At 60.4% G+C, this 22,468-nt stretch carries 20 protein-coding genes; 8 read left to right on the top strand and 12 right to left on the bottom strand.

Going from position 1 to position 22,468, the window contains the following annotated elements:
• Positions 1-229 precede the first annotated feature (229 nt).
• Positions 230-1,177, bottom strand: coding sequence for a response regulator transcription factor (locus ACFOFO_RS20455; RefSeq protein WP_390326865.1), 948 nt, complete (start codon positions 1,175-1,177; stop codon positions 230-232).
• A 353-nt stretch (positions 1,178-1,530) separates the two neighbouring features.
• Between ACFOFO_RS20455 and ACFOFO_RS20450 the strand changes: the two genes are divergently transcribed.
• Positions 1,531-3,375, top strand: coding sequence for an amidohydrolase (locus ACFOFO_RS20450; protein WP_390326864.1), 1,845 nt, complete (start codon positions 1,531-1,533; stop codon positions 3,373-3,375).
• Between the two features lie 271 nt (positions 3,376-3,646).
• Here ACFOFO_RS20450 and ACFOFO_RS20445 read toward each other — a convergent pair whose 3' ends face one another.
• Positions 3,647-4,024 carry a VOC family protein gene (locus tag ACFOFO_RS20445; RefSeq protein WP_390326862.1) on the bottom strand — a complete coding sequence of 126 codons (378 nt, stop codon included), beginning with the start codon at positions 4,022-4,024 and terminating at the stop codon, positions 3,647-3,649.
• 91 nt (positions 4,025-4,115) lie between these two features.
• On the opposite strand from ACFOFO_RS20445, the gene ACFOFO_RS20440 reads away from it, so the two are divergent.
• The 6 genes from ACFOFO_RS20440 to ACFOFO_RS20415 all read left to right on the top strand — a co-directional run bounded on the left by ACFOFO_RS20440 (position 4,116) and on the right by ACFOFO_RS20415 (position 9,433).
• Entirely contained in the window at positions 4,116-4,397 is a 282-nt protein-coding gene (locus tag ACFOFO_RS20440) for a hypothetical protein (RefSeq protein ID WP_390326861.1), read from the top strand.
• A 278-nt stretch (positions 4,398-4,675) separates the two neighbouring features.
• Positions 4,676-6,073 carry a pyridoxal-phosphate dependent enzyme gene (locus tag ACFOFO_RS20435; protein WP_390332626.1) on the top strand — a complete coding sequence of 466 codons (1,398 nt, stop codon included), beginning with the start codon at positions 4,676-4,678 and terminating at the stop codon, positions 6,071-6,073.
• A gap of 89 nt (positions 6,074-6,162) precedes the next feature.
• Positions 6,163-7,335, top strand: coding sequence for a trans-sulfuration enzyme family protein (locus ACFOFO_RS20430; protein ID WP_390326857.1), 1,173 nt, complete (start codon positions 6,163-6,165; stop codon positions 7,333-7,335).
• Between the two features lie 349 nt (positions 7,336-7,684).
• Positions 7,685-8,293 (top strand): putative quinol monooxygenase, encoded by a 609-nt coding sequence (locus ACFOFO_RS20425; protein WP_390326856.1) that lies wholly within the window; start codon positions 7,685-7,687, stop codon positions 8,291-8,293.
• A gap of 225 nt (positions 8,294-8,518) precedes the next feature.
• Positions 8,519-9,178, top strand: a complete 660-nt coding sequence (locus ACFOFO_RS20420; RefSeq protein WP_390332670.1) for a peroxiredoxin — start codon at positions 8,519-8,521, stop codon at positions 9,176-9,178.
• Between the two features lie 99 nt (positions 9,179-9,277).
• A complete protein-coding gene (locus ACFOFO_RS20415; protein ID WP_390326853.1) occupies positions 9,278-9,433 on the top strand; it encodes a hypothetical protein in 156 nt (51 codons plus the stop codon).
• Positions 9,434-9,495: 62 nt separating this feature from the next.
• On the opposite strand, the gene ACFOFO_RS20410 is transcribed toward ACFOFO_RS20415, so the two are convergent.
• Positions 9,496-9,960: an Lrp/AsnC family transcriptional regulator gene (locus ACFOFO_RS20410; protein ID WP_390326851.1), complete on the bottom strand. Its 465-nt coding sequence runs from the start codon at positions 9,958-9,960 to the stop codon at positions 9,496-9,498.
• A 145-nt stretch (positions 9,961-10,105) separates the two neighbouring features.
• Here ACFOFO_RS20410 and ACFOFO_RS20405 point away from each other — a divergent pair, with 145 nt between their 5' ends.
• On the top strand, positions 10,106-13,717 hold the full coding sequence (locus tag ACFOFO_RS20405) for an indolepyruvate ferredoxin oxidoreductase family protein (RefSeq protein ID WP_390326849.1): 3,612 nt from the start codon (positions 10,106-10,108) through the stop codon (positions 13,715-13,717).
• A 499-nt stretch (positions 13,718-14,216) separates the two neighbouring features.
• Here ACFOFO_RS20405 and ACFOFO_RS20400 read toward each other — a convergent pair whose 3' ends face one another.
• From ACFOFO_RS20400 to holA, 9 genes are all read right to left on the bottom strand, one after another.
• Positions 14,217-15,512: a multidrug effflux MFS transporter gene (locus ACFOFO_RS20400; RefSeq protein WP_390332623.1), complete on the bottom strand. Its 1,296-nt coding sequence runs from the start codon at positions 15,510-15,512 to the stop codon at positions 14,217-14,219.
• 118 nt (positions 15,513-15,630) lie between these two features.
• A complete protein-coding gene (locus ACFOFO_RS20395; RefSeq protein WP_390332620.1) occupies positions 15,631-16,320 on the bottom strand; it encodes a helix-turn-helix transcriptional regulator in 690 nt (229 codons plus the stop codon).
• A gap of 12 nt (positions 16,321-16,332) precedes the next feature.
• The gene (locus ACFOFO_RS20390) at positions 16,333-16,713 is read right to left on the bottom strand and encodes a GFA family protein (RefSeq protein WP_390326844.1); all 381 of its coding nucleotides are present in this window, start codon (positions 16,711-16,713) and stop codon (positions 16,333-16,335) included.
• 92 nt (positions 16,714-16,805) lie between these two features.
• Positions 16,806-17,174, bottom strand: a complete 369-nt coding sequence (locus ACFOFO_RS20385) for a VOC family protein (RefSeq protein WP_390326842.1) — start codon at positions 17,172-17,174, stop codon at positions 16,806-16,808.
• A gap of 152 nt (positions 17,175-17,326) precedes the next feature.
• Entirely contained in the window at positions 17,327-18,595 is a 1,269-nt protein-coding gene (locus ACFOFO_RS20380) for a THUMP domain-containing class I SAM-dependent RNA methyltransferase (protein WP_390326840.1), read from the bottom strand.
• Between the two features lie 232 nt (positions 18,596-18,827).
• Positions 18,828-19,430 carry a 2-hydroxychromene-2-carboxylate isomerase gene (locus tag ACFOFO_RS20375; protein ID WP_390326837.1) on the bottom strand — a complete coding sequence of 201 codons (603 nt, stop codon included), beginning with the start codon at positions 19,428-19,430 and terminating at the stop codon, positions 18,828-18,830.
• Positions 19,431-19,448: 18 nt separating this feature from the next.
• A complete protein-coding gene (locus tag ACFOFO_RS20370; protein ID WP_390326835.1) occupies positions 19,449-19,871 on the bottom strand; it encodes a CopD family protein in 423 nt (140 codons plus the stop codon).
• A gap of 71 nt (positions 19,872-19,942) precedes the next feature.
• Positions 19,943-21,208 carry a glutamate-5-semialdehyde dehydrogenase gene (locus ACFOFO_RS20365; protein ID WP_390326832.1) on the bottom strand — a complete coding sequence of 422 codons (1,266 nt, stop codon included), beginning with the start codon at positions 21,206-21,208 and terminating at the stop codon, positions 19,943-19,945.
• A gap of 232 nt (positions 21,209-21,440) precedes the next feature.
• A complete protein-coding gene (gene holA / locus ACFOFO_RS20360; protein WP_390326830.1) occupies positions 21,441-22,460 on the bottom strand; it encodes a DNA polymerase III subunit delta in 1,020 nt (339 codons plus the stop codon).
• Between the last annotated feature and the right edge of the window lie 8 nt (positions 22,461-22,468).

Genomic DNA, 22,468 nt, shown 5'->3' with positions numbered 1-22,468 from the left:
GTGTTGGGACATGACAGGAATGGAGCGTGGCGGTGGTTGGTATGGCGCGCTCCTAGTGCAATTAACTTGCCTGCAGAGGGGTAGCTGGCGCCGCTTCATGCGCGGTGCGATGGAACAGATGCGGCTTCTTTGCGCCTGCGATCTAGCCTGAACGGATGAGGGTAATCGTTCGCCGGCAAGCCAATCACCTGGTAAGCGCGCAGATAAGACTACGCAGTAAAGGGCCGCCTCACCTGCTGGTCTGGCCCGGTCTTAGCGTCATAAGCAATTGCGACTTATTGCTAACCGAAAGCTTTTCGTAACAAGATTTCACATACGAGCGTACGGTAGCCGGGCTGAGGTTCAAGGTTTTCGCGATCTCCTTATAGGAGAGTCCCGTAGCGTAACGCTCGGCTACCGCGCGTTCACGATTTGACAGCGCACCGCGCGGGCCCGCGCTGATCGACACCCGCACGGTGCCCGGCGCACTGCCGCGTACAGGGTCGATCGCGATCTTCGCTGTGGCTGCATGCGGCCCGCTAAATCCAGCGCCTTGTGACGGCGTCAGCGCAATCTGTTTGCCGTTCCAGTTTGGCCACGCGGCGTACATCGTGCTTAGAAAATGGTCGTCGGCGCAAATCAGTCGGCCGTCGGCAGCCAGCAGTGCGCTCGGCTGCCCGCTGTCCGCAGGAGCCTCGCGCCAGCTAGTGTTCCATGCCTGCATCAGGTGCGGCATGATCAACTCTTTCAGGTCACGCTCGCGTTGACTAAAAGGCGGCGCCGATTCTGGCCTGAACAGCGAGATGAATTGCACCAGCGTGCCAGTCTTGTCGTTGACGACGGTGGACAGCGCCGAGTGTAGCCCGTGACGCGCATCGAAGCGGCGCAGATCGCGGTCCGGACTATGGCCTGACTTGAGCGCAGTCACGCCGGGGTGGCCGACCACACTCTCGCGCAGATCGTCGCGCGGACAAATCGCTTCCCATTCCTGGACGAAGCTGTTTTTCAAGCCGTAGCATGCGCTGTGCAGCACCGTCGCCGCGCCGTCTTCCATTGTCGCCACGCCCCACCACGCGGCTGCAAATGGAATCTCGTCTCGCAAGCGCGTGACGGCCCAATCCTGGAAGCGTGCAGCCTGCAGTGCTTGCGATGCATCGTGCAACTCGAACACTAGCCGACCAAAACTGTTCAGATTCATTGCAAACCTCATTGCAGCACACATTGATTGCTGGTCGACCGGAGCGCGTCGGCTAGCTCCATTCGCCGCCTACCCGCAACTGCGGGGTACCGCCGCCGATTGTGCCAGAACATAATTGGTGCGGCAAATAGTTCAATTCCGGATAGATCGCCCTCAGGCAAAACAATCGGAATCAACTTGCGCGCTGCCGCCAGTGTCAGATACAGCGAAACCTGGTTTTCGCGGTTTTATGAGAGCTGTCTGATGGTCGGCACGCGTATCGCGCTGTGCAGTGCTTATCCCCGGAGACGCTGGGCTGGTGTGGCTTATGCTGCGCTGGCGCAGGGGGTTTTAAAAAAATAAGGAGCAACACCATGACACTCTCGCAGTTATCACGATGCATGATCAAGAACCCTGTGCGCATGCTGCAAGCCATTGCCCATCGGGCCGCGGTGCCGTTGATCGCGTTCGGGTTGGCGGGATGTACCAATTCGTCCGGCCCCGATGTGGCGGATGCGGTCTACCGCAACGGCTACGTGTATACGGTGGACGCCGACGATTCCGTGCAGCAGGCATTGGCCGTGCGCGACGGCCGAATCATTTACGTTGGAACCAATGAGGGCGCCAGCCAATTGATCGGCACCAATACCAAGGTCACCGATCTTGGCGGGCGCATGCTGATGCCGGGCCTGATCGACGCACATATGCATCCAATGTTTGGGGGCGCTGCATTGCGCATGTGCAATCTCGAATTTGCGGCGCTGACCATTGCCGAGTTTCAGGCACGGATTCAAGCGTGTCTGGATGCGTCTGCCGAGAATGAACCCGACGGCTGGCTCAATGTAACGGGCTGGTACCGGCAAGCGATGTTGCCGAAGGGAACGGACCCCACGCGCGCGACGCTCGACGCGTTGCGTACCAAGCGTCCGATCATGGTCCAGTCCAGCGACGGTCATACCGTGCTGGCGAACTCGCGAGCGATCCAGTTGGCCGGAGTCACCGAGGCAACGCCGAATCCGGCGGGCGGGAGCATCATTCATGACGCGACTGGCGCCCCATCCGGGATCTTTGAGGATGAGGCCGGACCGCTGATCAAAGGTGCCCAACCTCCACCCTCTGCCAAGGATGACATTGCTAGTGTCAATGCAGCGATGGACGCGTTGCGCAAACAAGGTGTCACGACGTTTTTCAACGCGCTCACCGATGAGCCTCAGCTCACCGCGTTTGCCGCGGTTCAGCGCAATGGCATGCTTACTGCGCGCGGTTACTTCGCCCCGCTCATTAACGCCGAGCTGGCGACCAAACCTGCGGACGCGGTGGCATGGCTGAAAGACTTGGCGGCACGGTTCGACCAAGGCCCGCCCGATGTGAAGCCGGCCATCGCCGTGCGCCATGCCAAGCTGTTCATGGATGGTGTGGCGCAGGCTCCGGCGCAGACCGCCGGGCTGCTTGAACCCTATCTCGTGAATCAGGGCACCGATACGCATCCCGATTTTGTGTCCGGGACCAATAGCGGGCAAATCTATCTGCCGCCCGACGTACTGAAGCCGATGGTGGTTGCGCTGGCAAAAGCAGGATTCGATCCGCACATCCATGCGATCGGTGATCGGGCAGTGCGCCAGACCTTGGATGCGATCAGCGCAATGCGAGCGCAGGTACCGAACCCGAATATTCGGCCCGCCGTGGCGCACGTCGAGATCACCGATCCCGCCGAATATCCGCGCTTCGCCCAGTTGAACGCGACTCCCGTGATGTCTTTTCAGTGGGCCAAGCCGGGCCCCGATTCGATCGACGCCACCAAGGACTTCCTGGGCCCGGTCCGTTTCGGACGGATGGAACCGGAAGGGAGCTTGTATGCTGCCGGAGCCCGCATCGCCTTTGGCAGCGACTGGCCGGTTGATCCGCTCAATGAGTGGTTTGCGCTGAAGGTCGGCGTCACGCGGACCAACGATCCGGCCTTGGCAGATAAGTACCCGGGTCGGCTGAACGATGAAATGGGGCTATTGCGCAAGGCCGCACTGCGCGCCATCACCATGAACTCGGCCTACACGTTACACCTTGAGCAGGATGCCGGCTCGCTGGAAGTGGGCAAGTTAGCCGACCTGATCATCCTGGACAGCAACTTCTTCACCATCGCGGAAGAACAGATTGCCAACATCAAGGTCCTGATGACCGCCGTGGGCGGCAAGGTGGTGTACCAAGCTGACGGTTTTCACTGAGGAATGGTCAAGGAATGGTTAAGGAATGAATGGTCCGTCGTCACAGCTGATTCATCGCGGCTCCGATAACCATCCCTGCTCCCGATCCTGCCTCGGAAATCGCCCTGGTTGCCCCGGCATGCGTGCCGGGGTGGGGGCAATCCATGGGGCAATTCATGCTTGATGCCCGCGAGAAGCAAGGGTCCAGGCTTCCCGCGAGACATGGCGGCATCACCAAATCCGCTACCGATCCCTATAATTCGGTAGTCTTGTTTCAGCGGCCGCCTGGCCCCTAGCTCTCCGATTTCGGCGCCCTGTTTTTCCACAACGCAATTGTCGCGCCGGTCGGATCGGTAATGACGCTCATCCAGCCATGCTCGCCGACCTCCATCACGTCTTGACACACCGTTGCGCCCAGGGACTTGGCCTTTTCGGTGCTGGCCTTGATATCGTCCACGCCGACGTACGCCATCCAGTGGGGCGGTGTGCCAGGCGCCTCGCTGGTCATCATGCCGCCGCCGGTGCCCTCGCCGACACTGATCATCGTGTACGAACTTCCGCCCGGCATGGGCACATCTTCCAGCTTCCAGTCGAATAGCGCCGCATAAAATTGCTTTGCCTTGGCCAGATCACCGGTATGCAATTCAACGTGGACGAATGGGTTTGCCATGGTCTGTTTCCTTAGGTCAATTGTTAAATGAAGGGAATGCTCATTTCCGTTTTTTCTTGAATCGGGTGATCGCACCCAGCAGGCGCGACACATGACCGACGTAGGAATTTATTCGCCGCAAAAAGAACTGCGCGGCAAATTCGTCATCGCGATGGTGACGATCGGTGAAGTGTACGGAGCGCACGGGGTCCAGTCTAATCCCGCAGCGAATGATGTTGACCTGGATCAATCGGCAACATCGGAACTTACAGCGAGAAATCTTCGGCTAGCGGACTGGCTTCACAGCCCACAACTGAGTTTGATCGATCGGAAGGTTTGGCTCGGGCGCAAGGCTGACCTTATGATTGCGGTTGAGATATCGCAGCGGGCATAGTATTGGATGCCGCGACATTGAAGCTTGCCATTTCCAAAATGCCAACTAAGCTTGTAAAAACTGCGCTCACGTCTTGTTGCTGCGGATCAAGAAAGGCCTGCACGGTTCGCCTATGATCAACAATCATGTCTGGTTGACGCAATCAATACATGCTTGAATTCGGCGGCGCCGACAACGCATCACCAGTTGCAGAATGATTCGTTTTAGATGGCGCATACTAGTCGTTAGCATGAGCGCCTGTTCAACCGACAAGGTGCGAGGGGAGGTAAGGCATGCAGATGATGTCACGTCAAATGGGTGCGAACACCCGAAAAAATCCGGCGGTGCTGTCGCTCATCGGCAATACGCCCTTGATCGAGGTCACCCGCCTCGATACCGGCCTATGCCAGCTGTTTCTGAAGCTGGAGTCGCAAAATCCCGGCGGCTCGATCAAGGACCGCATTGGGCTGGCGATGATCGAGGCCGCCGAAAGCGATGGACGCTTGCAGCCGGGCGGTACGGTGGTGGAGGCGACTGCCGGCAACACCGGACTCGGGCTGGCGCTGGTCGCGCGTGCCAAGGGCTACCGCGTGGTGCTGGTGGTACCCGACAAGATGTCGACCGAGAAAATCCTGCATCTGAAAGCGATGGGCGCGGAGGTGCATTTGACGCGCTCCGACGTCGCCAAGGGCCACCCGGAGTATTACCAGGATTACGCGGCAAGACTCGCGAAGGAAATCCCGGGCGCCTTCTTCACCGATCAATTCAACAATCCGAGCAATCCGCTGGCGCATCAGCGCACCACCGCGCCGGAGATCTGGGAGCAGACCGGGCACCGGCTCGACGCCATCGTGTGCGGCGTCGGCTCGGCCGGCACCATCACCGGATTGACGCGCTTTTTTCGTGAACAACAACCTGCGCTGGAATTCGTGCTGGCCGACCCCAAAGGCTCGATCCTCGCGGATTATGTTGCGACCGGCAAGGTATCGGACACCAGCGGCTCGTGGGCGGTAGAAGGCATTGGTGAAGACTTCGTGCCGGCGATTGCGGACTTGTCGGCGGTCAAACATGCGTACACCATCGACGATGCCGAAAGCTTCGGCACCGCGCGCGAGTTGCTGCGCGCCGAAGGTATCCTGGGTGGCTCGTCGACCGGTACCTTGCTGGCGGCGGCGCTGCGCTATTGCCGCGCGCAGACCACGCCCAAGCGCGTCGTGACTTTTGTGTGCGACACCGGCACCCGTTACCTGTCGAAGCTCTACAACGACAACTGGATGTTCGATCAGGGATTGCTGAAGCGTGAAACTTTCGGCGACCTGCGCGATATCATCGGCCGCCGCTTCGATGAGGGTGCAGTCATCAGCGTCACCGCCGGCGATACCTTGATGACCGCGTTCAATCGCATGCGCAATGCCGAGATATCGCAATTGCCGGTGATGCATGACGACGAGATCGTCGGCATCATCGACGAGTCCGATTTGCTGCTCAAGGTCGAGTCCGACGCCGGCCTGTTCCGCAGCCCGGTCGCTGACACGATGACGCGCCAGATCGAGACCCTGGCGCCTACGGCCGGTCTGGAAACCTTGCGCGCCACGCTGGACCGCGGCCTGGTAGCGATCATTGAAGATGACCACCATTTTTACGGCCTGATCACCCGCTTCGACCTACTCAATCATTTGCGCAGGACCATATCGTGACCACCCGTTCAGAAACGCCCGATCAGCCGGAATCCACGTCGGCAACAAAATCCGCAACAAATTCGCCGACTAAATCCGCGATTAAATCCGTGACTGAGTCCGCCAGGCACTTTGCCACACGCGTGATCCACGCCGGTCAATCGCCGGACCCGTCGACCGGTGCGATCATGCCGCCGATCTATGCGACCTCCACTTTTGTGCAGGACAGTCCGGGTGTGCACAAGGGGCTGGACTACGGCCGCTCGCACAATCCGACGCGCTGGGCGCTGGAGCGTTGCGTGGCGAACCTCGAAGGCGGCGCGCAGGGGTTTGCGTTCGCGTCGGGCCTGGCGGCGATTGCGACCGTGCTCGAGATCGCCGACGCCGGCGCGCATATCATTGCCGGCGACGACATGTATGGCGGCAGTTATCGACTGTTCGAACGGGTGCGCAAACGCAGCGCCGGGCTGCGTTTCAGCTACGTGGACCTGACCAATCCCGACAACCTGCTGGCCGCGATCCGGCCCGACACCCGTATGGTATGGGTCGAAACGCCGACCAATCCGATGCTGAAGCTGGCCGACCTGCAGGCGATTGCAACCATCTGCCGCGAGCGCGGCATCATCGCCGTGGCTGACAACACTTTCGCTAGCCCACGGATACAACGCCCGCTGGAATTGGGATTCGATATCGTGGTCCATTCGACCACCAAGTACCTGAACGGGCACTCCGACATCATCGGCGGCATCGCGATCGTCGGTGGCGAGCCGCATCAGGCGGCGTGGCGCGAGCAACTGGCATTCCTGCAAAATTCGGTCGGTGCGATCGCCGGCCCGTTCGATAGTTTCCTGGCGCTGCGCGGCGTCAAGACGCTGGCCTTGCGCATGGAACGGCACTGCCAGAGCGCGCTGGCACTGGCTACCTGGCTGGAGACCGAACCGAAAGTCGCGCGGGTCTACTACCCGGGGCTGGCGTCGCATCCGCAGCATGCGCTCGCAAGACGCCAGATGGATGGCTTTGGCGGAATTATCTCGATCGAACTGAAAACCGATCTGGCCGGGGCACGGCGCTTTCTGGAACGATGCGAGGTGTTTGCATTGGCGGAAAGTCTCGGCGGCGTGGAGAGCCTGATCGAACACCCGGCCATCATGACCCATGCCACCATCCCGGCAGAGCAACGCGGCGTGTTGGGCATTAGCGATTCGCTGATCAGGTTATCGGTGGGCATCGAAGATCTCGACGATTTGCGTGCCGATTTGCGTAGCGCACTGGATGCGATATAGCGCTAGTCGGAGTGCCACCGCTATCGATTATTTCTGAGGCATAAGGATGCGCAAGACGGCGCTGCTCCTGTGACACGTACTAGGGAGTAATCACATTCAATTCGCACACCAAAATTAAATGTCAACACGCGCTAGACCATTCTTGAAAAAAACTGCCACGCGGCAATCATCCGGTTCGGCCGCACAGTCTCTTGCGCGATGTCACGTCGGCCGCATTGGTGCGGCGTAAAGTCGAATTCGTCATCAATTTTCTGTGTTGCGCCGGGCGATTTGAATCTCCTGAAGCTGCGCTTGTTGGTGTGAAATCTATCCGAGCCGGCACAGAGTAAATCCCGAATCGAGGTGTCTCATGGTTACACGAGGATTGTTGGTCCGCTTGGAAGCGCGCCATGGCAAGGATGCGGAGGTAGAAGATTTTCTGCGCTCGGCGTTACCGCTGGCACGGCAGGAAGTGACCACGGTCGCGTGGTTCGCGATCCGTTTCGGGCGCTCCGAGTATGGCATTTTCGATGTCTTTCTCGATGATGCAGGCAGGGACGCACATCTTGCAGGCCCGATTGCACAGGCCCTGATGGCGCAGGCAGACGCGCTGTTCGCCAAGCCGCCGCAAATCCACAAGCTCACCGTGTTGGCCGATAAGCTGCCGGTCGGCGCGGCGCCATCGGCGACCAAGGCATTGTTGCTGACCTTCAAGGCCAAGGGCGGCCACACGTCAGAGGTGGAGCAGTTTCTGCGCGATGCAAAAGCCCACGTGCAGTCGGAGGAGGGCACCACGTCGTGGTTCGCGATTCATCTCGATGATGGCGACTACGGCATCTTCGACGTGTTTCCCGATAATGGTGCCCGCTTCACGCATCTGATCGGGCATGTGCCGAGGGAACTGGCCAAGCATGCGCTGTCGCTGCTGGGCAGCATGCCGGAGCTGGAGCTGATCAATGTCATCGCAGAAAAAACCTGATGCCACTGACGTATGAAGCCAAGGTACAGCTGCGGCAACCTGGCGCCTGGAAGGGCTTATTTGGCCACTCAAAAGCTTTTTGAACGTTAACCTGACAAAGCCATAAAATCGCCTAAACTTAATATCCCGGCGCTGGAGGGTGCGCGCGGCAATCTTGGTATTGCCTGAAGCAACTTGGCGTTGCCTTTTGTGCTCGAGGAAGGCATAGACAACAAGGAGAACGAGATGGCACTACGTATCAATGACGAAGCACCGGATTTCACCGCGGAGACGACAGAGGGAAAAATTCGCCTCCATGAATGGATAGGCGACGGCTGGGCGATTCTGTTTTCCCATCCCAAGGATTTCACCCCGGTATGCACCACTGAGCTGGGCTATATGGCTAGCTTGAAGCCGCAGTTCGACAAGCGCAACTGCAAGATCATCGGCCTCTCCGTCGATCCGGTGGACGATCACGCCAAATGGGTCAAGGACATCGAGGAAACGCAGGGCCACGCGGTCAATTATCCGCTGATCGGCGATCCCGAACTCAAGATCGCGAAACTCTACGACATGTTGCCCGCAGATAGCGGCGACAGCGCGAAGGGCCGCACCCCCGCCAACAATGCGACCGTGCGCTCGGTTTTCGTCATCGGGCCGGACAAGAAAATCAAGCTGATGCTGACCTATCCCATGAGCACCGGCCGCAATTTCGACGAGGTGCTGCGGGTGCTGGATTCGATTCAGTTGACTGCAACGCACAAGGTCGCCACGCCGGTCAATTGGAAGCAGGGCGAGGACGTCATCATCATCCCGTCAGTTTCCGACGAGGAGGCGAAGCAGAAATTCCCTCAAGGCTGGAAGGCGCCCAAGCCCTATCTGCGCATCGTGCCGCAGCCCAAGTAGCGTTCGATATTTTGGGCTTCCCCTAACCCGTATTGGGCGCTACCAGCGCCCAATACGGGTTACTCATAACTTGCTTTTCATTTAATTCCCACTAGTGCAGTGCTTCGTTTCATCTTCGACGTCTTTCCGGACAATGGCGGCCGCTTCGCCCATCTGGCCGGCCACGGTCCGCGGGAACTGGCGAAGCACGCGCTGTCATTGCTGGGCAGCATGCCGGACCTCGAGATACTGAACGTGCTGGCAGAAAAGCGTTAGGAACTACCGCAGCCGCCGTCAACCGCGCAATGGTGGCCGGACGGCCGCGCCGGGGCGTTGCGTTACACCAGTGGCATGCGCGGATCGTACTTGACTTCGCGCAGCACGATCGACGACCGCACATGGGCCACGCCCGGTAACCGGAACAGTACGCTGTTGAGCATCGCATCGTAGGACTTGATGTCGGTGGTGATCACTTTCAGTACGTAATCGGCGGTGCCGGTGGTGCTGTAGCACTCGGTGATCTGGGGGCAGGCAGCAACCCCCCGCTCAAAATCGGCGACGGTTTTTTCACTGTGGCCGGTCAGGTTGATTTCCACCAATACGCAATTCATCAGGCCGACCTTGTCGCGGTCCACCAGCGCGGTGTAGCCCTTGATCACACCTGTGTTTTCCATGTCCTTGACCCGTTTCCAGCACGGCGTGCTGGTGAGGCCGATATGTTGCGCAATCTGCTGAATGGTTTGGCGGGCGTCGCGCTGCAGTTCGGAAAGAATACGGATGCTGAAGGCGTCTAAGGAGGACATGAGGGGCTCTGTTCGGTGCGCGAAAAGAAAATTATCCTCCAATACCCCAATTCATGGGGAAAATAAGAAATTATTTCTCTGTCGACGAGCATAGACTTTGTCCATATAAACAGAATATAGATTGCGTGTTATGGATCAGAGACAGATGGATGAGACACAGATGGAAGAGACCCAGTTTCGCGCCGATTACAAATTGTCGGACAACCTGCAGGCCAGCAGCGGCCAGGTATTCCTGACCGGTACCCAGGCGCTGGTGCGGCTGCCGCTGATGCAAAAGGCGCTGGACGTGGCTCAGGGCTGGAATACTGCCGGCTTTATCAGCGGCTATCGCGGTTCGCCGCTGGGCATGGTCGATCAGGCCCTGTGGAAGGCGAAGAAAGCGCTCGGTGAGCAGAAAATCGAGTTTCTTCCGGCCATTAATGAGGAACTGGGCGCCACCGCCGTGCTCGGTTCGCAACAGATTGAATCCGATCCGGATCGCACCGTCGATGGCGTGTTCGCCTACTGGTATGGCAAGGGCCCCGGCGTCGATCGTGCCGGCGACGCGCTGAAACATGGCAACGCCTATGGCTCGTCGCCCAAGGGCGGGGTGCTGATCGTGGCCGGTGACGACCACGGCTGCGTGTCGTCATCGATGCCGCATCAGAGCGATCGCGCATTCCAGGCCTGGAGCGTGCCGACGGTGACGCCGGCCAGCGTCGCCGAATATCTTGAATTCGGCCTGTACGGCTGGGCCCTGTCGCGCTTTTCCGGCGCGTGGGTTGGCTTGACCGCATTGTCGGAGGTGGTCGAGAGCGGCATGACGGTCGACCTGGATGACACCAATGCCCGCGTCGCAGAGTGGAAGTCGGCCGACGAAGTGCGCGCTGTCAGCGGTTACGCCGAACCGGCCGACGGCCTGCATTACCGCTGGCCGGATCTGCCGTCGCTAAAGATCGAGGCGCGCCTGGAACACAAGCTCGACGCGGTCAGGGCGTTTGCGCGCGTCAACAGCATCGACCGCCACATCATCACCGCGCCGCACGCCACCCGCGGCATCATCACCTGCGGCAAGGTGCATTACGACCTGATCGAAGTATTGCGCCGGCTCGGCCTGTCGCTCGACGAGCTGGCCGCGGCCGGCATCCGGCTGTACAAGGTCGGCCTGTCGTATCCGCTCGAAGCGGGCCGCATGCTCGACTTCGCGCGCGGTCTGGAACAGATTCTGGTGATCGAAGAAAAAGCGCCGATCGTCGAAGGCCAGTTGCGCGAGCTGTTCTACAACGGCATCGACGGGGTGCGTCCGGTCATCAGCGGCAAGCAGGACGCGCATGGCAAGACGCAGATTTCATCGCTCGGCGAGTTGCGCCCGTCGCGCCTGATCGAGCTGGTCGCCAACTGGCTGGCCGAGCACAGTGCGGCGCTGGACCGGCGCCAGAATGTGACCGATTTCATGCTGCCGTCGCTGCTGTCGAACGCCGGCGATGCGGTCAAGCGGGTGCCGTACTTCTGCTCCGGCTGTCCGCACAACACCTCGACCAAGGTGCCGGAAGGCTCGCGCGCGCAGGCCGGTATCGGCTGCCACTTCATGGCGAGCTGGATGGACCGCGAAACGACCGGCCTGATCCAGATGGGCGGCGAGGGCGTCGACTGGGCCGCGCACGGCCGCTTCACCAAGGTGCCGCACGTGTTCCAGAATCTGGGCGACGGCACCTATTACCACTCCGGCTATCTGGCGATCCGACAATCGGTCGCCGCCAAGTCGAATATCACCTACAAGATCCTGTACAACGACGCCGTCGCGATGACCGGCGGCCAACCGATCGATGGCAGCATTTCGGTCGACCAGATGGCGCGCCAGGTCGAGGCTGAAGGCGTCAAGGCGCTGGCGATCGTGTCCGACGACATCAGCAAATACGCTGCGATCAAGCATAAGTTTCCGGCCTACACCAGCTTCCACGAGCGCGGCGAGCTGGATCAAGTGCAACGCACCATGCGCGAGATCGCCGGTGTCACGGTGCTGATCTACGAGCAGACCTGCGCCGCCGAAAAGCGCCGCCGCCGCAAGAAAGGCGAGCTGGTCGATCCGCAAAAACGCCTGTTCATCAACCAGTCGGTGTGCGAAGGCTGCGGCGATTGCGGCACGCAATCGAACTGCCTGTCGGTGCTGCCGCTGGAAACCGAATTCGGCCGCAAGCGCACCATCGATCAATCGAGCTGCAACAAGGATTACTCGTGCGTCAATGGTTTCTGCCCGAGCTTCGTCAGCGTACTCGGCGGCAAGCTGCGCCAGCGCAGCGGTGCCTTGCGCGACGCCGGCAGCGCCGGTAGCGACGCCCTGGCGCAATACATCGACCAGCTGCCGCAACCGGCTGCCCATGTCTGGACCGGCCCCTACGACATGCTGGTGACCGGTGTCGGCGGCACCGGTATCGTTACGGTCGGCGCGCTGATCACGATGGCGGCCCATCTGGAGCATAAGCACGCCAGCGTGCTCGACTTCATGGGCTTCGCGCAGAAGGGCGGCTCGGTGCTGTCGTTCGTGCGTTTCGCGCAGGACCGCGTGCATCTGAACCAGGTCCGCATCGATACCCAACAGGCGGACGCCTTGCTCGCGTGCGATCTGGTGGTCGGCGCCTCGAATGACGCACTGCAGACCGTGCGCCACGGTCGCACCCGCGTGCTGGCCAATATGCACGAGATCCCGGTATCGGAATCGATCCATAATCCGGACGCCGAACTGCACGTCGACGCGTTGCTGGAGAAGATCACCCACGCGGCCGGCGAACAGCAGATCGAGACGCTCGATGCCCAGGCACTGGCCACCCAATTTCTGGGCGACTCGATCGGCGCCAATATCCTGGCGATGGGTTTCGCATGGCAGTGCGGCATGATCCCGCTGGGATTGAAAGCCATGCTGCGTGCGATCGAGCTCAACAATGTGGCGGTCGACATGAATAAGATGGCATTCAACCTCGGTCGCCTGGCCGCCGCCAACCCGCAGGCGCTGGACCAACTGGCCGGAATCGATGCCCAGCAACAGCCGGTCAGCATGACGCTCGACCAACTGATTGTGCATCGTGTCGCCCATCTGACGGCCTACCAGAACGCCGCCTATGCGCAGCGCTATGTGGCGCTGGTCGAGCAGGTGCGCCGCGCCGAGCAGCAGGCGGTCGGCCAGGACGGCGAACTGGGACTGACGCGCAAGGTCGCGCACAATTTCTCGAAACTGATGTCCTACAAGGACGAGTATGAGGTCGCGCGGCTGTACACCGACGGCAGTTTCCGCAAGCAGCTCGAGAGTCAGTTTGAAGGCGACTTCACGCTGGAATTCCACATGGCGCCGCCGGTGGTCGCCAAATCCGGCGCCAACGGCGGCGCACCGCGCAAACGCCGCTTCGGCCCGTGGATGATGTCGGCGCTGCGCGTGATGGCCAAGGCCAAGGGTTTGCGCGGTAGCTGGCTCGACGTGTTCGGCAAGACCGAAGAGCGTCGCATGGAGCGCGCGCTGATTGGCGCCTACCAAAGCCGGATACAGGAATTGCTGCCGCAGATCACGCCAGACAATCTGTCGCTGGCAGTCGATATCGCGGCGATCCCTGAACGGATCCGCGGTTACGGCCATATCAAGCTCGATAATGTGAGCCTGGCCAAGGAACGCGAGGCGGCACTGCTGCATCGCTTCGACCCGAAGCGCTATGCGCGCCCGAAGGCTGGCAAGAGCGTGATTGCCGGCCAGTTCAAGGGGATCCCGGTGACCAGTGGCGATGCCAGATAAGCTGTGTGGGCGCCGTAGTGCGGTGGCTTCGACCCCATGAAAAAGGCGCTCGATCGAGCGCCTTTTTCAATCCACTGGTTAAGTTCGTTGGAATTATTGGTGTCGTCGTCCCAGCGAACGCTGGGACCCAGCGTCGTACCTGCCGCATGTATATCGGCCTCACCTCTCAATCAAATCGATAAAGAGTCGTGCATGAAATGAAGGTTTACGATGTGTTACCGACGCCACTGGGTCCCAGCGTGGCCGCAGGCCAGTTTATCCTGAGCTTGTCGAAGGGCTGGGACGACCGCAAGGTTTTGACCGGTACCAAATGAACGAACTCCGGTGACGTAGTCGTAGGAGCCTGTCGGACTTACGGAGAATCGGCTGCAAAATTACCTGAACGGTCCATATTTCACCGGCCTTTTGGTCAATAGCTCGCTATTGACGCTGCAAACCCGGCAAAATCTGTCCTCGTTCAGCTAATTTTTCGCTTCGATTCCGTAAGTCCGACAGGCTCCTAGGTCTCTTCCACCGACTCCCACGCATTGCCGCTGCGCCTGTTTAGCATGTTCCGGTACGAGCGCCCGGCCAGCCAGCAGCCCAGACCGCACAGCCCAAAGCCGAGCTGACCGGCCGCCAGCCACAGCACCGAGTGCGACAGAAAGGGCGCGAACAGGCCCGACACCAGCGCGGCCAGCAGCGTCACTGCGAACGACTGGCAGGACGCGACGATGCCGCGGATGGTCGGAAACAGGTCGAGCACCAACAGCGTCGCGCCGGGTGCGACCATCGACATGCCGAAGGTATAAAAGAACAGTGGCATGACCGACCAGGGCAGTGCTGGCGGCAGGAAAGCGTGATAGATCACATTACATGAGGCCGCACCGATCAGAAACATGAAACCGATCAGCACCTGTTGCGGAATCCTGATCCTGCCGGCCAGCCGGTTGGCTGCCAGCGCACCACAAAAGATCCCGCTCACGGCCGGAATGAATTGCCAGCCGAACTGGTCGGCGCCCAGTCCGAGATGCTTGGTGATGAAGGTCGGCGCGGCCGCGACATACAGGAAAAGCCCGGCAAAATTGAAGGCGACGGTACCCGATTTCAGATGAAACAGCGGCGAACGAAACACGCGCTGGTAACTCTGGGCCAGCACGCGGGGGTTGAACGGCTGGCGCTTCACCGGTGGCAGCGTCTCCGGCAAATGCCGGTAGCAGTACCATAGCAAGATCACCGTGTAGCCAAACAGGAACAGGAAGATCGCGCGCCAGTCCAGCAGCTTGACGATCCAGCCGCCCAGGATCGGCGCAATCGCCGGCGCAATCGAAAAAATCATGGTCACCAGCGACAGCAGCCGGGCCGCTGCCGCGCCCGCATACAGGTCGCGGATGATGGCGCGCCCGATCACCGCGCCGGCGCCGGCTGACACGCCCTGCACCACGCGAAACACCCAGAGGTATTCGATGCTGTGCGAGGCGGCGCAGCCGAAAGTCGCAAGCGCAAAAACGGCCAGCGAACCGAGAATGATGTTGCGGCGTCCGAACGAATCCGACAAGGCGCCATGCCACAGCATCATCACCGCGAACGACAGCATGTAAGCCGTCAGCGTTTGCTGCACCTGCAGCGCATCGGTATGCAGCGACGCCTGAATATTGGGAAATGCCGGCAGGTAGGTGTCGACCGAAAACGGGCCAAGCATGGCCAAGCCGGCCAGCATCAGCGCCAGGGCGCTATTGCTGAGCAGGATCGCGGTACTTGGTCCGGTCGACAGCTGTTTATCTGAGTTCGAGGACACTGTGGCGGGTACTTTCAATGATTTTTCGGTTGAATATGAAGGAGGATGCTGCAGGCAATTCTTACCGCTCGCAAAGGATCAAGGATAGCGCAATCGCGCCGATGCCATCGTCGGGGGCCACCCGAATCAACGCGTATCAACGAGATTCACGACTCTTTTTGACGGCGCGGACGAAGTCCGGCAGACGTCGCCCACTGTGGTCGGGATAGGGAGCGCCATGGCCCATCGCGCGCAGTCGGTCGAGCCGGAACGAACGAAAATCGGAGCGCGTCTCGCACCATGCCGCGATCGACCAGCCGCCGCCCCAGAAATACAGGGCCAGCGGCCAGATGGTGCGCTGCGTATCGCGGTTCTGCGCATCGGTATAGTCGAGCTGTAGCTTGCGCCGCTGCGCAATCGCCTGACGGATCGCTTCCAGCCGTTCGCCATGCAACGGTTCGATATGAAAGCTCGGCGCAAACAGCGGGGTAGCCTCGACAAAATCGCGTTTGTCTTGCGGCAGGGCCAGCGTGATCTTGGCCAGCGCGGCCGCACCTGACGCCGCCAATTGCGGGCCGGCCCAGGCCTGCACCATGCGCATGCCAATGACCAGCGCGTCAATCTCGTCGGGCGAGAACATTAACGGTTGCAGATCGAAGCCGGCCTTGATCCGGTAGCCGACACCGGCCTCGCCTTCGACCGGCACGCCGGACAAGGAAAGGTCGCGCACGTCGCGGTAAATGGTGCGCTCGGATACGCTTAACCAGTCGGCCAGCTGCCTGGCCGTGGTCAGTCGGCGGCCACGCAGATACTGCGCGATCTGGAACAGGCGGTCGGCGCGGCGCATCGGTTCGTTGGCTTACGAAAAGAGCCGTTGAGGCGCAGCCGTTGTTTTAATAAAGCGTCCATCCACCGGCACGATCGTCAATGTCGATGGCGTGACACCTTCCAGGCAACGCACGTTGACCGCGGCCGTGGCAGCGCCGGCAGGGCTAGCGCCGACGCCGAACGGCGCGCAGCCACAGTCCGGGCAATAGTGATGCTTGATTGCGTGCTTGTTGAAGGTATAGGTCGCCAGCGCGTCTGCGGGGCTGGACAGCCGCAACTGCGCGCGCGCCAGGAACCACAGCAGATAACCTTTTTTGCTGCAATGTGAACAATTGCATTCGATCGCCTGGGTCAACTCACCTTCGACTTCAAACGCAATTTTCCCGCAATGGCATCCGCCTTGGTAAATCATGTGCGCTCCGTGGTATTGGTGATTGTGCCGCATTCGACCTGCCATTCTGGCAAATGGACCGGTCGCCGTCCAGTCCATTTGCCCTCGATGATTTAGGCCATCGCGTGCAGGGCCAGCCGGTTGCCTTCGGTATCGATGAAGTGGGCGATGTAACCGAGTTCGCGCGGCAATTCGGTTTTGCCCATCTGGATGCTGCCGCCGGCCGGCTCGATGCGGGCCAGTACCCGGTCGATCGATGGGCCGGCATCGAGGTAGATCACGGGGCCGTTGGCGCTCGGCCGGTAATGCTCGAACTGCGCGACGCAGCCGCAACCATCGCCGGTGGCATCGTGAAAAATGGCCATCTTGACCGGGCCGGTATCTTCCACTTTGAGCTCGGTTGCGAACAGGGTTTCGTAAAATGTGGTGGCGCGTTGGAAGTCGGCAGACGGGATTTCGAACCAGTTGATTCTTGTGTGCATGATGGTCTCCTGACGGTAGGCGTTGTGCATGCCGGATGGCATGCACGCATCATGCGCCGGCCCTCCTGACAGCGTTATGTCAGGAGGCTTGTCAGGATGGTGTGTGCGAATGGCTCAGATGGCCGGTCGGGATGGCGACCGAAGGCTGCGGTCTATACCGGTTTCGGCTTGGCTTCTTCGCGCCGGTTGAAGCCGGCCACCATGTCGAAGCGGAACAGCCGGCACTCCAGCGCGCCGTTGAAGAACGGCGTCTTGCGCGCTTCTTTCAGACGCAGCAGTTTCGGCAGACCGAGATCGGCGGTAAACAGGAATACCTGCCAGCCGGCGAAGCGCTGCTTGAGCGTGGTGCTGAAGGCGCTGTAGAATGCGGCGGCCATGTCGTCGGCCGGGACGGTACTATCGCCGCGCACGCCGATCCGCTCACCGTAGGGCGGGTTGGTCAGCATGATGCCGGCCGGTGCGCCTTCGGGAAGGTCGATCGCTTCGCGCGGCGGCTTGACTTCCTGCGCCTCGATCTGTTTCAGCGGCAGCTCGAACATGATGCCGGCGTTGCGCAAGTTGTCGCGCGCGATCGCGATCATGTCGCCCGAAATGTCACTGCCGAAAATGGTGGGCGTGGTCGGCAGCGGATTCGGCTTGAAACCGGTTTTAATGGCCAGCCATTGCGCGCTGTCAAAGTCGTGGAATTTTTCGAAGGCGAAACGGCGGCGCGCACCGGCCGGGATGCCGGCCAGCATCTGCGCCGCTTCCGCGAGAATGGTTCCGGAGCCGCACATCGGATCGAACAGCGTCATGCCCGGCTTCCAGCCCGATACGCGCAGCAGTCCCGCTGCCAGATTCTCGCGCAGCGGCGCGTCACCGGTCTCGTCGCGCCAGCCGCGCTTGAACAGCGCCTCGCCGGAGGTATCGAGATAGAGTGTGAAGTTGCGTGCATCGAGAAAGCCGACGATGCGCATGTCGGGTGCGCCGGTGTCGACTGAGGGCCGCTTGCCGAACTGATCGCGGAAGCGGTCGCAGATCGCATCCTTGATTTTCAGCGTGATGAATTCCAGGCTTTTGACCGGCGATTTGACGGCCGTGACATCGACCCGGATCGTGTGGTCGACGCCGAACCAGTCTTCCCATGGCTGCGCCAGGGTCAGGTCGTAGATGTCGTTCTCGTTGAGATAGCCGGCATGCGCCATGCGCATCAGCACGCGCGAGGCGATGCGCGAATGCAGGTTGAGCAGGTAGGCATCGGTCAACTGGCCCGAGCAATGCACGCCACCCGGCACCTGGTTGTGGACTTTCAGCGTCTTGCTGTGCAGCGCGATTTCGCCGATCTCTTCGGCCAGCGCCGCTTCCAGCCCGCGCGGGCAGGGACAAAAATAGGAATGTGAAATGTTGGCGGGAGAATGTGCTTGAGAATTGGCTTGAGACATGGGGGAACCTTTTATCCGTAGTAAATCGTATTGCGTGATGTTGCGTCTGCTTGTCTTGCTCGGTCCAGACCACAACATGGTATGCGGTCTTTTGGAACGAGAATTTCTGTAAATAATATACTGCGGCGTGTATTTTAAGAGGGCCAATAAAATCGCGGCCATGGCTCCTATTTTTGCCAATACTCCCCAAGATGGTGGATCGTAGTTTCAGCGGGCCGCTCGGGGCACTCTGCTATTTGGCAAACGCCCGTTCGACGAAATCGAGCCGGTCCTGGCCCCAGAATCCTTGGCCATCGACCACATACCAAGGCGAGCCGAACACATTGGCGGTCAGTGCATCGTCGGTGTAGCGCTCGTATTCTGCCTGCACGCTGGCGGTCTCCGAAGATTTCAGCAGCATCTTGCCGTCCAGTTCGCAGTCAAAGGCAATCCCGGCCAGCGTATCGGCGTCGGCAATATTTTTTTGCTCGACCCAGACCGCGCGCATGATGGCGCCACTGATGGTCAGCGCCATCTCGCCACCGTGCGCCAGCCGTATCGCAACGATCAGGCGGGCGGCGGCGTCGCCGGACACCGGAAAGAATTGCGGCTGCAGGTTCAGCGGCAACTGGAGATACTCGCTCCAGCGCTGCAATTCCTGCAGTCGGTGCGCCTGCCGTTGCGGCGCGCGTTGCGCCAGCGGCAAACCGCCGGACGCTGAAAATATCTTGCCGAGGTCGCAGGGTTTCGGCTCGACCTGCACAGCATGCGTTTTCGCCATCGCGACCAGTCGCGCGTGGCCGAGGTAGGCCCACGGTGATTGCGGCGCGAAATAATATTCACAAAGCTTGTTCATGGCGGGTCCAGTCCAGTTTCAGAACGGTTTGACGATCACCAGAATCACGATCGCCAGCAGCAGCACGACCGGCACTTCGTTGAACCAGCGAAACCAGGTATGACTGCGGGTATTGCGCGCATTTTCGAATTTTTTCAACAGCGCACCGCAGGCGTGGTGATATCCGATCAGCAGTAGCACCAACAGAAGTTTGACATGCAGCCATGCATTGCCCGGCCCTTTGCCGATGCCGTAACCGAGCCACAGCCACAGGCCGAATACGAGTGTCGGAATCATCAGCAACGACATGAAGCGGTACAGCTTGCGCGCCATCGTCAGCAGTCGTTCGGTCGCGACAGTTTCGGTTTCCATCGCCAGGTTCACCAGGATGCGCGGCAGGTAGAACAGGCCGGCGAACCAGGAGATGATGAAGACGATGTGCAGGGATTTGATCCAGAGCATGTAATTCCTTGTGAGCTTTTTGCTGGTTTTTCTTGCTTTTTTCCGCGCCGCTAAACACGCATCAGCGGCGTCTACACACGTACTTCGCCATGCCCCAGCACGACATACTTCAACGAGGTCAGGCCATCCAGTCCGACCGGTCCACGCGCGTGCAGCTTATCATTCGAAATGCCAATCTCGGCGCCAAGCCCATATTCGAAGCCGTCGGCGAAGCGGGTCGATGCATTCACCATCACCGACGCCGAATCGACTTCACGCAGAAAGCGCATCGCGCGGCTGTAATCTTCGGTCACGATGGCGTCGGTGTGTTGCGACGAATAATGGTTGATGTGCTCGATCGCTGCGTCCACATCGGCCACGACCCTGATGGCCAGAATCGGCGCCAGGTATTCGGTGCGCCAGTCTTCCTCGCTCGCGGCCGATAAATGCGGATAGCCGGACAGAATGCCACGCGCCTCGCCATCGGCACGTAATTCCACGTCTTTGGCGGCGTACAGTTTTGCCAGTTCAGGCAGCAGCAGTGGCGCAATGTTGCGCGCCACCAGCAGCGTTTCCATGGTGTTGCAGGTGCCATAGCGATGGCATTTGGCATTGAACGCGATGTCGAGCGCCTTTTTCTGGTCGGCCTTGTCGTCGATATACACATGGCAGATGCCGTCCAGATGCTTGATCATCGGCACCTTCGATTCACGCATCAGGCGCTCGATCAGGCCCTTGCCGCCGCGTGGCACGATCACATCGACGTATTGCGGCAGCGTGATCAGCTCGCCGACCGCGGCGCGATCGGTGGTCTCGATCACCTGCACCGCGTCAGCCGGCAGGCCGGCACCCAGCAGGCCTTCCTGCACCAGCTTTGCCAAGGCCTGATTGCAATGGATCGCTTCCGAGCCGCCGCGCAGGATCGTCGCGTTGCCGCTCTTGATGCACAGGCCGGCGGCGTCCACTGTGACGTTCGGGCGCGCCTCGTAAATGATGCCGATCACGCCCAGCGGCACGCGCATCTGCCCGACCTGGATACCGGTCGGGCGGTATTTCATGTTCGAAATTTCGCCGATCGGATCGGGCAGGGCGATGATCTGTTCCAGCCCTTCGATCATGGTGGCGATCGCCTGGTCGGACAGCGTCAGGCGGTCGAGCATCGCGTCGGTCAGTCCGTTGGCGCGGGCCGCCGCCAGATCCTGTTCATTGGCGGCACGCAGCAGCGCGGCATCGCGCCGGATCGCGGCGGCAATCAGTGCCAGCGCCTGATTCTTGACGCCGGTATTGGCCTTGGCCATCGCGCGCGACGCTTTGCGGGCGCGCTGGCCGACTTGAGTGATGTAGAGTTTGATGTCCATAATTATTGATTGTCGGGTACGTCGATAAATCGGGTCGTCATCCCAGAGAACGCTGGAACGACGCAGAACGTGAGTCCGCGCTGCCGGAATACCGATTCAGCCGCGAGAAAGTAGGATGGGTGCAACCCATCTTTCTCTTTTGGGGCCCAATGATGGGTTTCACCCATCCTACGAAATTACGCATCTTGCGCAAGCCCCAATTAATTTGAATTAACAATAGCAATTTCTCGGTTCAGGGCCCGCGTGCCACCGTCAGCCCCAGCTGCAACAACGCATCCCAGCTATCACCGGCGTAGGCTTTCGCCCGCAGCCCCTTGACCATCTTGTCGATCTGCGCCGCCCGCTGCAGCGCGCTTTCCAACACCGGTAATGTCAGACGTCGCAGCGCTGGCTCCATCAACCGTTCGCGCGGGCCCCAGATCCGGTATTCCTTCAGCAGCACGCCCAGCGGCCGGCCTTGCGCCACACCGGATTTTAATTTTAACAGTGTGCGGATCTCCTCGGCGACCGCCCATAACACCAGCGGCAACGCCTCGCCCTCGCCTTTCAGGCCTTCGAGCATGCGCACCAGGCGCGCCACATCGCCGCCCAGCATGGCCTCGCTCAGCTTGAATACGTCATAGCGCGCGACGTTCAGCACCGCGTCGTGGATCTGCTCGAAACTCAGCTTGCCTTCCGGGTGCAGCAGGCCGAGCTTCTGGATTTCCTGATGGGCGGCCAGCAGATTGCCCTCGACCCGTTCGACGATGAAGTCGATGCTTGGGCGGTCCGCGCTTTGGCGCTGCGCCGCCAGTCGGGTGCCGATCCAGTTCGGCAATTGTGCGCGCTCGACCAGCGGGATATCGATGTACACCGCCGTCTGTTGCAGGCTGGCAACCCAGGCTGCCTTTTGGGTGGCCCAGTCCAGCTTCGGCAGCGTGATGATCGTGACATTGTCGGGGCTCAGACTGGCCCCATACTGCTGCAAAGCCTGGCCGCCTTCCTTGCCGGGTTTGCCGCCCGGAATCCGCACTTCGATCAGCTTCTTGTCGCCGAACAGCGATTGCGACTGGTTGGCGGCCAGCAATTCGCCCCATTTAAAGCTGCGCTCCACGCTCAGCACTTCGCGCTCGGAAAATCCTTGCGCGCGCGCCGTCTTGCGGATCTTGTCGGCCGCTTCCAGCGCCAGCAGATGCTCGTCGCTGGTGATCACATACAGCGACGCCAGCGTCTTCGCCAAATGGCCGTCAAGGGCATCGACCCGCAATTGCATCGTGGCCC

The sequence above is a fragment of the Pseudundibacterium arcticum genome (assembly GCF_042646465.1).
GTDB lineage: Bacteria > Pseudomonadota > Gammaproteobacteria > Burkholderiales > Burkholderiaceae_D > Undibacterium_A > Undibacterium_A arcticum.
This window is presented reverse-complemented; position numbering and strand designations above follow the sequence as displayed.